This is a genomic window from Dickeya sp. NCPPB 3274 (genome assembly GCF_000406205.1).
Taxonomy (GTDB): Bacteria; Pseudomonadota; Gammaproteobacteria; order Enterobacterales; family Enterobacteriaceae; genus Dickeya; species Dickeya fangzhongdai.
The window spans coordinates 439,762-452,607 of record NZ_CM001979.1 but is presented as its reverse complement, the minus strand read 5'-3'; the positions used below and the strand labels follow the sequence as shown (position 1 = coordinate 452,607).

Here is a 12,846-nt window from a genome sequence, read left to right as displayed (position 1 = left end):
GAATGTGACCGTTTCTGTGGATTTGACCGGTTTGAGAGGACAACGTGGAAGAACAACATCGGAAGGCGGGGCAGCGCACACCACCCCGATAAAAGACATGAAGAATGCAACGATACTACTCGCCGCGATATGCCGTATTGGCGCCCATACCGCTAACATACACATTATGCGCCAGCCCGGTTTCCTTCATCGCTTCCCAGAAATGGACGTCTTTCACCAACGCTGACAGGTTTTGCCACTGCAACACGCTCCCCGCAGCGCCTTTGCGCTGATACAGACCGAACCAGCCGGAAAAACCGTACGATTCAGCCACCGGCGCCAGCACCACCACCGTCGAGGACGGATGACCGTGCGCCTGTCGCATCCGCTCAAGCCAGCCTAACAGTTGCGACGGCGACAGCGGCTGACCGCCATGTCCATGCAATACCCCCGCGTAGAGACAGGCCGGCTGGGGTTTGAGCTCCAGAAAATCGCTCGCCGACATATCTTTGCCGGTCAGATGATTGTCGCCCCAGCCCTTCGGCGAGATACAAATATCCCCTTGTTCAACGGCGGCAAACAAATCCAGCCCCAACAGCAGGTAATGTTTGTCTGGCAATACATGGTCTTCCTGCGCGATCACCGGCAGCGCCAGATCGGCGCCGGGCACCCACTCCGGCGTAAACTCTTCTTTCACGGAGAAGATCTTCTCAATCTGATGGATGTTTTGCCGGGCGTTGAAATCACACCGATAGAGAATATCGAAAAAGGTTTCCCCCTCAATGTCGCGGGTAATCACCGACGGCGGCACCGGCATCGCCAGCCCCAGCGCACTCAACAATTCGGGCAGATAATTAAGCGATGCCGCTTCCGCATCGGTGTTGGTATCACGCACCCAGGATTTCCGGCGATGTTGTTCTTTCAAATGGTAGCCTTTCATGGTGTATCTCCCGACAGATGAATGTCTTCACACCATAATTCAGCACGGGAAAATCCCTCTGGTGGCAAATAGGGAAAAGCGGGGGAGGAATGGGGTATTCCGGCAAATCAGCGCTTCAAAATAAAAAATCGTCAGACCCTAAAAGAAACATAACAAACGACTCAGAGAAGGATACATTTCCCTTGCAGCGGCAAGGCACCAGCAAGTACACACTCACTGCATAACTACATTTTGCGAGGCGCATTCCAAAACGTATCGCAACGCCACTGTAAATCCATCCAGCCTCTTTCACCCGGTTAGCCGCTGGCATAGAGTGTCTGTGCTGCGGCAACATCCGCAGCCGGGCGTGGAACCCCGAATATCTAGAACTGGAAAACGCTTTGTTTTTTCAGGGGCTGCGTGCACACTCATTATCCGTGGCTCAGGCAGGGCAACCGCAAGGTTGGCCGGTCGCTAGATCCGGTGTTCCAACCCTGTCTGGGTCACACCTTTAGTTTGGAACCTGAAGGCGTGATGACATAACTATCTAGCAATGGAAGACTTAACCATGACGGACACCCACGCCACACCCACTGACAGCAGCATCAACATTTTCCGCGACCTGATCGCCAGCCTGCCGTTCCATCAGCTTGATGAGGTTCAACTGTGTGACCTTGGCGCTATCGCCGCTGAATCCGTCGCCGGGCTGTGCCACGGGCTTCACGAACTCGGCGATCGGCTGCAAAACGGCGCCGACATCGAACCCGAACAGCGCTACCAGTTGGGCGCCAGCCTGAATGCCGCCGCGCACCTGATCCCGGCGCTGCTGGAAATCTGCGAACAGGCGGAGCGCCACACACGAGTGGTGCCGCATGCGGGTGAATTGATACCACACTACGTTATTTAAGTTCACCAGCATGGCCTGACAGCCGTTGACGGCACACTGCGATAGATGCCGGAGTCTGGATGAGTTGAGCGATGTCGCATTCATTGAACACGGTGAGTAATAAAACCGGCAGTGGCGGTGCGGTATGACGAATGATATAGCGACTCTCTGGCCCTAAAACCGCGTCTTATATTCCCGTCCTGACGGACGGGACTTTACACCGCACTGGATAACATTATCAGAAATCACATTTCTACTGCGGGAGCACTTTTAAAAAATCTAAGTGTGCTAGCCTTAACAGCGTAATGACCTTTCAACTCGTACCGAGGCTTTGATGCTGGAGAATGTAATCATCAGATAATCAGCTTCCCGACCTTCTCTGGCCGGACTGGTTATCGCTGCGCTTAAACTTTACGCCAATATCTGCGGGTGTTGGTTCGTTTTTGCACATGATGATTAACAGGTTTCCAGTATGAATTTATCCCGTCAGGAACAACGTACCTTACACGTTCTCGCTAAAGGCGGTTGTATTGCGCACGTGCGCGATGCTTCCGGGCGCATCACTTCCGTTGAATGTTATAGCCGCGAAGGGCTGTTGCTCAGTGACTGCACGCTCGCCGTCTTCAAAAAGCTCAAAACCAAAAAACTGATCAACTCCGTCAATGGTCAGCCGTACCGCATCAACCCCACTGGGCTGAACACCGTTCGCGCCCAACCGGACAACCGTTCAGGTACAGGTGATGAATATGCCTATTAATACCCCTTTTACCGATAGCTATGACAAAGCTTTTCTGCTGGACACCATGATGGGGCCGAATGCCATGCGCATTACGGAAGAAATGGCCAATATGCTCCCCATCGCGCCGGGCATGCGTATCCTTGACCTTGGTTGCGGGAAAGGAATTTCGTCCATCCTGCTGGCGGAAAAATACGACGTGACGGTGTTTGCCGCCGATTTATGGATTTCCCCGACCGAAAACGCACAGCGGTTCGCCAGTCTGAGCGTTGATTCTAAAATTTTCCCCCTGCGGGTAGACGTAACGAAGGAGATCCCCTTTGCTGATGAATACTTTGACATGATCATCAGCGTGGATGCCTGGCAGTACTTTGGCAGCAACGACGGCATGCTGGCGAAACTGCTGCCTTTTGTGAAAAAAGGCGGGCTGATAGCGGTTGCCGTACCCGGGTTTATACAGGACTACTCAGAAGGCAACTTACCCGAGGTAGTCAAACCTTTCTGGACACCGGACTGGTATTTTTATTCCTGTAACTGGTGGAAAGCGTTATGGGAAAAAGAATCCGGCATAGAAATTACCATGCCGCGCGAAATGGATTCATGCCAGCAGGCGTGGGATGACTTTATGGAATGCACGCTTGCTCAGGAAATGATGGTTCCCATCATGAAGGCGGGAGCCGGAGAGTATTTCAACATTATTCAAATCGTGGGACGGAAAAAATAAGATTAAAAGTTTATTTAATAGCCAAATATGAACGCTAATGGACGATGGCGGACACAAAAAAAGCCACCTAAAGGTGGCTTGATTTTTGAATTTTGGTGCCGAAGGCCGGACTCGAACCGGCACGTATTTCTACGGTTGATTTTGAATCAACTGCGTCTACCGATTTCGCCACTTCGGCACGAAGTAGTACTTTGCGGAAAACGTGGTGGATTATACCGTGGTGCGGGCACGGCGCAACCCCAATCCGTCGTATGGCGTTGCGAGCGCTGAAAAAATCGCCGTTGTCGGGACGATAACGGTGGATGGCAGAGTAATCTGGTAAAAAAACGGGCGAGCCGCAGCCCGCCCGTTTGGTGGAAAAGGTAAATCAGCGCCGTTTCAGCAGCAGCATGATGCTGATAAACAGGAACAACGCGCTCGGCAACAGAGCACCCAGCACCGGTGGAATGTGGTACACCAGACTGAGCGGACCGAAGATCTGATCCAGCACGTAAAACAGAAAACCGAAGCTGATGCCGATCACGATTCGCATACCCGCGGGTACGCTGCGCAGCGGGCCGAAGATGAACGACAGCGCCATCAACATCATTACGGCCACGGACAGCGGCGCGAACAACTTGCTCCACATATTGAGCAGGTAGCGATTGGCCTCTTGCCCGCTCTGGCGCAGGTAAGTGATGTAATCATACAAGCCGCGAATCGACAGCGCGTCCGGCTCCAGCGCCACCACGCCGAGCTTGTCCGGCGTCAGGTTGGTTTTCCATTCGCCGCTTACCGTCTGACTGCCGCCAATCTGCTTGCTGTCGCGCAGGTCGGACTCTTCAACCTGAGACAGCTTCCAGGCGCCGTTCTCATACACCGCCGACGCGGCATAACGAACCGACAGCAGTTTGCTTTGTTTGTCGAAGTGATAGATGTTGACGCCGACCAGCTCATTTTCTCCCGCCACCCGCTGAATGTAGACAAAGTCGTTACCGTCTTTGGCCCACATCCCGCTTTGGGTCGACAGCATCGAGCCGCCGTACATCATCTGAGAACGGTAGTTGCGGGCCATCTGCTCGCCCGCCGGCGCCATCCATTCACCAATCGCCATGGTCAGCAGCACCAGCGGAATGGCGGTTTTCATCACCGAGCCGGCAATCTGCAACCGGGTAAAACCGGAAGCCTGCATCACCACCAGTTCGCTGCGGGTAGCCAGCGTTCCGAGCCCAAGCAGCGCGCCCAGTAGCGCGGCCATCGGGAAGAAGATCTCAATGTCTTTCGGCACGCTAAGCAGGGTATACACCCCGGCGCCCGCCACCGAGTAGCTGCCTTGCCCTACTTTGCGCAGCTGATCGACAAACTTGATGATGCCGGACAGCGACACCAGCATGAACAGCGTCATCATGATGGTGTTGAAAATGGTTTTACCGATATAGCGGTCCAGTACGCGAAACATCTCAGGCCGCTCCTTTTATTTTCTGACGACTGCCCGATTTCAGGCTGGCGCGCATTTTACGCGCCGGCACGCTGTCCCACAGGTTCAGGATAATGGCGAGCGCAAGATAGGCCAGATTGGTCAGCCACATCCACACCATCGGGTCGAGCTTGCCCTTGCTGGCGTTCGAACGCAGCGAGCTCTGCAACAGGAAGAACACCAGATACAGCAGCATCGCAGGCAGCATACTCAGCACCCGGCCCTGACGCGGGTTGACTACACTCAGCGGTACGACCATCACCGCCATCACCAGCACCGACAGAATCAGCGTCAACCGCCAGTGGAACTCGGCTCTGGCGGCAATATCCGAAGAATGCCACAACATCTTCAGGCTCATCTGTTCGACATTGCTCGGATCGACCGCGACCGGCTGATAACCGACGATGGCCTGATAATTGATAAAATCGGTAATGCGGAAATCACGCAGCATCGCCGTTCCTTCATAACGGGTGCCTTTATTGAGCGTCACCACCTGAGATCCGTCGCCGCGCGCCGCAACCGTACCGCGATCGGCCACGACCACTGACGGCCGGGTGTTCTCGCGCGGATGCAACTGCGCCAGAAAGACCCGCTCAAAGTCGCCGCCGTTCACCTTGCCGACGAACAGCACCGAGTTGCCGTCCTGCGTCTGCTGGAACTGGCCTTCCGCCAGCGACGCCATGCCCGGGTTGGCGCGCGCCTCCGCCAGCACTTCATCCTGATGGCGCGACGACCAGGGGCTCAACCACAGCACGTTTGCGGCGGCGAGAGCCCCCGTCAGCAGCGACAGCAACAGCGCGGCCTTGAGCAACACGCCTTTGCTCAGCCCGCAGGCATGCATGACGGTGATTTCGCTTTCAGCGTAGAGCCGCCCGAAGGTCATCAGCAGCCCGAGGAACAGACTCAACGGCAGAATCAGTTGCGCCATCGCAGGCACGCCCAGCCCCAGCAGGGACAAAACCAGATTCGTCGGGATGTCGCCGTCCACGGCAGCGCCCAGTATCCGCACCAGTTTCTGACAGAAAAAAATCAGCAACAGGACAAACAGAATGGCCACCTGGCTCTTAAAGGTTTCCCGTACCAGATATCGAATGATGATCACGCTTAATTACGCCTGTGAAAACTTGTATTTTTGCAGGAAAGTCGATAGTTTTTTCGCTAACTCGCCATTTACACTCATTTGTGGCAACCTTCGTAGCTAAAGCTTTATTAAAACATCCCTGTTTATGGGATGTTTATCAGAACCTGCTGAGTATCTTCTGCACAGATTCGCTACGTCGTTTAGATTAACACAGGTTATGTTAACGCAACGGCGGGAAAATATTACGGAATGTCACATTCTAGCCGTAGATCCCGCCGTTGTCTTTAAAGATTCAGGAGAGTACATGGAGTTCAGCGTAAAAAGCGGTAGCCCGGAAAAACAACGCAGTGCCTGCATTGTCGTCGGCGTGTTTGAACCGCGTCGGCTGTCCCCTATCGCAGAACAACTCGATAAAATCAGCGACGGTTACATCAGCGCGCTACTTCGCCGTGGCGAACTGGAGGGCAAGGTCGGGCAATCCCTGCTTTTGCACCATGTACCCAATATCCTTTCCGAACGCATTTTGCTGATTGGTTGCGGCAAAGAGCGCGAGCTTGATGAACGTCAGTACAAGCAGGTGATCCAGAAAACCATCAACGCCCTCAATGAAACCGGCTCGATGGAAGCAGTCTGCTTTTTGACCGAACTGCATGTAAAAGGCCGTAACACCTACTGGAAAGTACGTCAGGCGGTCGAAACCGCCAAAGAGACGCTCTACACCTTTGATCAACTGAAGACCAACAAGGTCGAGTTGCGTCGCCCGTTGCGCAAGATGGTGTTCAACGTGCCGACCCGCCGCGAGCTGACCTCCGGCGAGCGCGCCATCCAGCACGGTCTGGCGATCGCCTCCGGCATCAAGGCGGCCAAGGATCTGGGCAACATGCCGCCCAACATCTGCAACGCCGCCTATCTGGCCTCGCAGGCGCGTCAGCTGGCCGACGGCTACAGTCAGGTCACCACCCGCGTCATCGGCGAACAGCAGATGAAAGAACTGGGCATGAACGCTTATCTGGCGGTAGGACAGGGCTCGCAGAACGAATCGCTGATGTCGGTGATCGAATACAAGGGCGACCCGGACAACAACAGCAAGCCGATCGTGCTGGTAGGCAAAGGCCTGACGTTTGACGCCGGCGGCATCTCCATTAAACCGGCCGACAGCATGGACGAAATGAAGTACGACATGTGCGGCGCGGCCTCGGTTTATGGCGTGATGCGCGTGGCGGCGGAGCTGGCGTTGCCGCTCAACATCATCGGCATTCTGGCGGGTTGCGAAAATATGGTCGACGGTCGTTCCTATCGTCCCGGCGACATTCTGACCACCATGTCCGGCCAGACGGTGGAAGTGCTGAACACCGACGCCGAAGGCCGTCTGGTACTGTGCGATACCCTGACCTACGTCGAGCGCTTCGAGCCGGACGTGGTGATTGACGTCGCCACCCTGACCGGCGCCTGCGTCATCGCGCTGGGGCATCACCTGACCGGGCTGATGTCGAACCACAATCCGCTGGCGCACGAACTGCTGGGCGCGTCGGAACAAGCGGGCGACCGCGCCTGGCGCTTGCCGCTGGGCGATGAGTATCAGGAACAACTGGACTCCAACTTCGCCGATATGGCCAATATCGGCGGCCGTCCAGGCGGGGCGATCACCGCCGCCTGTTTCCTGTCGCGCTTTACCCGCAAGTACAGTTGGGCGCATCTGGATATCGCCGGCACCGCCTGGCGTTCCGGCAAAGCCAAAGGCGCGACCGGCCGCCCGGTGGCGCTGCTGTCGCAGTTCCTGCTGAACCGCGCCGGGTTGAATGACGCCGAGTAATCATCGGCAATCGCCACCGCCGGCCGGTGGCGCATTCATCCCCTTCCGGCCTGATCCCCGCGCTTGCGGGGATTTGTTATTCTGTCTGTGACCCTCATCGGTATGCGGAGCACCATGAAAAACGCGACCTTCTATCTTATTGATCACGACCGCCCCAGCGGCGAACTGAACGCCTGCGAGGCGCTGGCCTGCTCCCTGGCGGCGGCGCGCTGGCGTGCCGGCCAGCGAGTGCTGATCGCCTGCGAGGACGAGCAGCAGGCATTAAGGCTGGACGAGGCGTTGTGGCAACGCGAACCTCACGCGTTCGTGCCGCATAATCTGGCGGGAGAAGGGCCGCGACAAGGCGCGCCAGTGGAACTGGCATGGCCGCAGAAGCGCGGCAACGCGCCGCGCGACCTGCTGATCAGCCTGCAGCCGCAGTTCGCAGATTTTGCCACCGCTTTCCATGAAGTGATAGACTTCGTCCCTTACGAAGAATCTCTGAAACAGTTGGCGCGCGACCGCTACAAGGCCTATCGCAGCGTCGGCTTCCAATTGACCACGGCGACGCCGCCAACTCACTGACTTTTTGAGCATAATGGAAAAGACATACAACCCACACGACATTGAGCAGCCGCTGTACGAGCACTGGGAAAAACAGGGCTACTTCAAGCCCAACGGCGACACCAGCAAAGAAAGCTTCAGCATCATGATCCCGCCGCCCAACGTCACCGGCAGCCTGCACATGGGCCATGCTTTCCAGCAAACCATTATGGATACGATGATCCGCTACCAGCGCATGCAGGGTAAAAACACCCTGTGGCAGGCCGGGACCGATCACGCCGGTATCGCCACCCAGATGGTAGTGGAACGCAAGATCGCCGCCGAAGAGGGCAAAACCCGCCACGATTACGGCCGTGAAGCGTTCATCGATAAAATCTGGCAGTGGAAGGCGGAATCCGGCGGCACCATTACCCGTCAGATGCGCCGACTGGGCAACTCGGTAGACTGGGATCGCGAGCGCTTCACCATGGACGACGGTTTGTCCAACGCGGTGAAGGAAGTGTTCGTCCGTCTGTATCAAGAAGACCTGATCTACCGCGGCAAACGCCTGGTGAACTGGGACCCGAAACTGCGCACCGCCATTTCCGATCTGGAAGTGGAAAATCGCGACGTCAAAGGTTCCATGTGGCACCTGCGCTACCCGCTGGCGGACGGCGCTAAAACCGCTGACGGCAAAGATTATCTGGTGGTAGCGACCACCCGTCCGGAAACCGTGCTGGGCGATACCGGCGTCGCGGTAAACCCGGAAGATCCGCGCTACAAGGATCTGATCGGCAAATTCCTGATCCTGCCGTTGGTCGGCCGCCGCATTCCGATCGTCGGCGACGAACACGCCGATATGGAAAAAGGCACCGGCTGCGTGAAGATCACCCCGGCGCACGATTTCAACGACTACGAAGTCGGTAAGCGTCATCAGTTGCCGATGATCAACATCCTGACCTTTGACGGCGATATCCGTCAGGAAGCGGAAATCTTCAGCACCAACGGTGAAGCCAGCACCGCCTACAGCAGCGAAATTCCGGACGCTTTCCGCGGGCTGGAACGTTTTGCCGCCCGTAAAGCAGTCGTGGCCGCTTTTGACGAACTGGGCCTGCTGGAAGAAATCAAAGCGCACGACCTGACCGTACCGTACGGCGACCGCGGCGGCGTAGTCATCGAACCGATGCTGACCGACCAGTGGTACGTGCGCGCCGGCGTGCTGGCCAAGCCGGCCGTCGAAGCGGTGGAAGACGGCCGTATCCAGTTCGTGCCGAAGCAGTACGAAAACATGTACTTCAGTTGGATGCGCGACATTCAGGACTGGTGTATCTCCCGCCAGCTGTGGTGGGGTCACCGTATCCCGGCGTGGTACGACGACAACGGCAAGGTCTATGTCGGCCGCGATGAAGCCGAAGTGCGCCGCGGCAACAACCTGGGCGCCGATGTGACGCTGCGTCAGGACGAAGACGTGCTGGACACCTGGTTCTCCTCCGGGCTGTGGACCTTCTCCACCCTGGGTTGGCCGGAGCAGACGCCGGAACTGAAAGCCTTCCATCCGAGCAGCGTGATGGTCAGCGGCTTCGACATCATTTTCTTCTGGATTGCCCGCATGATCATGCTGACCATGCACTTCATCAAGGATGAAGACGGCAAGCCGCAGGTGCCGTTCCACACCGTGTACATGACCGGCCTGATCCGCGACGAAGAAGGCCAGAAGATGTCCAAATCCAAGGGCAACGTGATTGACCCGCTGGATATGGTGGACGGTATTTCGCTGGAAGCGTTGCTGGAAAAACGCACCGGCAACATGATGCAGCCGCAGCTGGCGGAAAAAATCCGCAAGCGCACCGAAAAACAGTTCCCGAACGGCATCGAGCCGCACGGCACCGACGCGCTGCGCTTTACGCTGGCGGCGCTGGCGTCTACCGGCCGCGACATCAACTGGGACATGAAACGTCTGGAAGGTTACCGCAACTTCTGCAACAAGCTGTGGAACGCCAGCCGCTTCGTGTTGATGAATACCGAAGGGCAAGACTGCGGCTTTACCACCGACGGAAAAAACGGCGGGGAGAAAGTGCTGTCGCTGGCAGACCGCTGGATTCTGGCGGAATTCAACCGCACGGTAAAAACCTACCGCGACGCGCTGGATGGCTACCGTTTCGACCTGGCCGCCAACGTGCTGTACGAGTTCACCTGGAACCAGTTCTGCGACTGGTATCTGGAACTGACCAAACCGGTGATGACCGGCGGCAGCGACGCGGAACTGCGCGGCACCCGCCATACGCTGGTCACCGTGCTGGAAGCGCTGCTGCGTCTGGCGCACCCGATCATTCCGTTCATCACCGAAACCATCTGGCAACGGGTAAAAGTGCTGAAAGGCGTGACTGCCGACACCATTATGCTGCAGCCGTTCCCGGCCTTTGACGCTGCGCTGGACGACGAGCAGGCGTTCAACGACCTGGAGTGGATCAAACAGGCGATCGTCGCGGTGCGCAACATCCGTGCCGAAATGAACATCGCACCCAGCAAGCCGCTGACGCTGCTGCTGCGTGATGCCTCCGCCGATGCCGCCCGCCGCGTGCAGGACAACCTCGGCTTTATTCAGACGCTGGCGCGTCTGGAGAGCATCACGCTGTTGCCGGCTGGCGACAAAGGCCCGGTATCCGTCACCAAACTGGTGGATGGCGCCGAGTTGCTGATCCCGATGGCGGGTCTGATCGACAAAGTGGCCGAGCTGGACAGGCTGGCAAAAGAAGTGGCGAAGCTCGAACTGGAAATCAGCCGCATCGACAGCAAGCTGTCCAACGAGGGCTTTGTCGCGCGCGCACCGGAAGCGGTGGTCGCCAAAGAACGTGAGAAACGCGACGGTTACGCGGTCGCCAAAGCCAAGCTGCTGGAACAACAAGCCACCATCGCCGCACTGTAATCAGGTCATTGGCCGGCGCAGATAAACGCTGCGTCGGTCTTGACTGATTAAATAATCAGCCCCTCCCCTACGGGGTTTAAAGCTGACAGTAAAAAGCCCCGCTTTTCATCGCGGGGCTTTTCTATTGATGTGGTGCTCATTTATATCTGACGTGGGTTACCGCGCGCCGACCAGCGCCACACGCGGCGGCTGCGCACTGAGGCTGCCGCCCAGCACCGGCTGCGTCTCATTGTCGAGACGGAAGCTGGCGATCGACTGTTGCAGATGCGTCACCTGCGCCTGCAGCGAGCTGGCGGCGGTCGCCACTTCCGCCACCAGACTGGCGTTCTGCTGGGTCACTCCGTCCATCTGATTGATGGCGATATTGATCTGCGAAATGCCCCGGCTCTGCTCGCCGGAAGACAGCATGATCTCGCCCATGATATCCGCCAACTTGCGGACATCCGACAGAATCTCATCCATCGTCTTACCGGCCACTTCCACCAGCCCGGCGCCTTTTTCGATACGGCCCAGCGAGTTATCGATCATGTTGCCGATCTCTTTGGCGGCCGTGGCGCTGCGCTGCGCCAGCGTGCGCACTTCGGACGCCACCACCGCGAACCCTTTGCCCTGCTCGCCTGCGCGCGCGGCTTCCACCGCCGCGTTCAGCGCCAGCAGGTTGGTCTGGAAAGCGATACCGTCGATAACGCCCACGATGTCGGAAATGCGGGACGAACTCTGCTGGATAGAACGCATGGTATCCACCACTTCCGTCACCACGTCGCCGCCGCGGGATGCGGAATCCGACGCTTTCTTCGCCAGATCGTTGGCCTTGCGGGTGTTGTCTTCGTTGTTGCTCACCGTCGCCAGAATCTGTTCCATACTAGCGGCGGTTTCATCCAGCGACGCGGCCTGCTGCTCAGTACGACTGGACAGGTCGATGTTGCCGGAAGCGATCTCCTCAACGCCGGTGCTGATGGCGTCGGTGCCGTTGCGCACCGCAAGCACCATATCTTCCAGCCCGTCGCGCATATGCTGCACCGCGCCAAACAGCTGGGCGATTTCATTATTGCCGCGAATCTCAATTTTCGCGCGTAGGTCGCCTTCGGCAATCCGGTCAAACACGGTAATCGCCTGATTGAGCGGTTTTACCACCAGATTGGTCAGAATCGACCAGGCCAACGCCGCCAGCACCAGTGCGCACACAATGACGATCGTCAGAATGACCTGCATACGGCTAACGCGCGCATTAGAATCACTGTACGCCTCGTCAATGCTCTGACGTTTGTACTGCACCAGCTTTTTCGCCGCGCCGTCAAAATTGGCGTACAGCGAAGTGGATTTACCCGCCCGCTGGCGATACTCATCCAGATTACCGGCTTCCAGCGCGATAAACGCCGGGTTGATGAATTCATTCATCAGGGTGTCGCGTTTGGTCGCCATATCGGAAGAAATGGCCTTTTCCTGTTCGAACTGCGGATAAGTCAGGTACTCCTGCCACTTCTTGCCGGCGTCATCGATTTTGCCTCTGGCGCGCTTGAGCGCCACCGTGGCGGCATCCTTATCCCCGTTGCTCATCAACGACTCGTACAACCGTAAATCCAGACGGGCGCGCAATAACAATTCCGAGCTTTCATTCAGCGCCACCAGCCCTGGCAGCACCACGTTATCCACATGCGCAAAAGATTTATTACCCGACTGGACGGCCACCAGCCCCAGGATGCCCACAATCAATGACAGCACCGCCAGAGAGAACACCATAATACTGAGCGTTGTGCGGATCTTTATCTTACGAAACATAATTGTCCCTGTTGTTTGGTAATGA

At 57.0% G+C, this 12,846-nt stretch carries 10 protein-coding genes and 1 tRNA gene; 6 read left to right on the top strand and 5 right to left on the bottom strand.

The window, feature by feature from the left end; all coding sequences use genetic code 11:
- Positions 1-115: 115 nt before the first annotated feature.
- Positions 116-919 (bottom strand): hypothetical protein, encoded by an 804-nt coding sequence (locus DXX3274_RS02730; RefSeq protein ID WP_042858439.1) that lies wholly within the window; start codon positions 917-919, stop codon positions 116-118.
- A gap of 547 nt (positions 920-1,466) precedes the next feature.
- Between DXX3274_RS02730 and DXX3274_RS02725 the strand changes: the two genes are divergently transcribed.
- The 3 genes from DXX3274_RS02725 to DXX3274_RS02715 all read left to right on the top strand — a co-directional run bounded on the left by DXX3274_RS02725 (position 1,467) and on the right by DXX3274_RS02715 (position 3,244).
- The gene (locus tag DXX3274_RS02725; RefSeq protein WP_042858437.1) at positions 1,467-1,805 is read left to right on the top strand and encodes a hypothetical protein; all 339 of its coding nucleotides are present in this window, start codon (positions 1,467-1,469) and stop codon (positions 1,803-1,805) included.
- 451 nt (positions 1,806-2,256) lie between these two features.
- The gene (locus tag DXX3274_RS02720; protein ID WP_042858436.1) at positions 2,257-2,541 is read left to right on the top strand and encodes a YjhX family toxin; all 285 of its coding nucleotides are present in this window, start codon (positions 2,257-2,259) and stop codon (positions 2,539-2,541) included.
- On the top strand, positions 2,525-3,244 hold the full coding sequence (locus DXX3274_RS02715; RefSeq protein WP_084478672.1) for a methyltransferase domain-containing protein: 720 nt from the start codon (positions 2,525-2,527) through the stop codon (positions 3,242-3,244). The genes DXX3274_RS02720 and DXX3274_RS02715 overlap by 17 nt, the downstream gene beginning before the upstream one ends.
- Before the next feature lie 93 nt (positions 3,245-3,337).
- Here the strand turns inward: DXX3274_RS02715 and DXX3274_RS02710 are convergent.
- From DXX3274_RS02710 to lptF, 3 genes are all read right to left on the bottom strand, one after another.
- A tRNA-Leu gene (locus DXX3274_RS02710) sits at positions 3,338-3,422 on the bottom strand.
- 189 nt (positions 3,423-3,611) lie between these two features.
- Complete coding sequence (gene lptG / locus DXX3274_RS02705; protein WP_042858434.1) at positions 3,612-4,682, bottom strand: LPS export ABC transporter permease LptG; 1,071 nt, start codon at positions 4,680-4,682, stop codon at positions 3,612-3,614.
- Between the two features lies 1 nt (position 4,683).
- Positions 4,684-5,802: an LPS export ABC transporter permease LptF gene (lptF, locus tag DXX3274_RS02700; protein WP_042858433.1), complete on the bottom strand. Its 1,119-nt coding sequence runs from the start codon at positions 5,800-5,802 to the stop codon at positions 4,684-4,686.
- A 283-nt stretch (positions 5,803-6,085) separates the two neighbouring features.
- On the opposite strand from lptF, the gene pepA reads away from it, so the two are divergent.
- From pepA to DXX3274_RS02685, 3 genes are all read left to right on the top strand, one after another.
- Complete coding sequence (gene pepA / locus DXX3274_RS02695; protein WP_013316104.1) at positions 6,086-7,594, top strand: leucyl aminopeptidase; 1,509 nt, start codon at positions 6,086-6,088, stop codon at positions 7,592-7,594.
- Between the two features lie 114 nt (positions 7,595-7,708).
- Positions 7,709-8,158 (top strand): DNA polymerase III subunit chi, encoded by a 450-nt coding sequence (locus DXX3274_RS02690; protein WP_042858431.1) that lies wholly within the window; start codon positions 7,709-7,711, stop codon positions 8,156-8,158.
- A gap of 13 nt (positions 8,159-8,171) precedes the next feature.
- Positions 8,172-11,042, top strand: coding sequence for a valine--tRNA ligase (locus DXX3274_RS02685; RefSeq protein WP_042858430.1), 2,871 nt, complete (start codon positions 8,172-8,174; stop codon positions 11,040-11,042).
- 156 nt (positions 11,043-11,198) lie between these two features.
- Here DXX3274_RS02685 and DXX3274_RS02680 read toward each other — a convergent pair whose 3' ends face one another.
- A complete protein-coding gene (locus tag DXX3274_RS02680) occupies positions 11,199-12,821 on the bottom strand; it encodes a methyl-accepting chemotaxis protein (RefSeq protein WP_042858429.1) in 1,623 nt (540 codons plus the stop codon).
- Positions 12,822-12,846 lie beyond the last annotated feature (25 nt).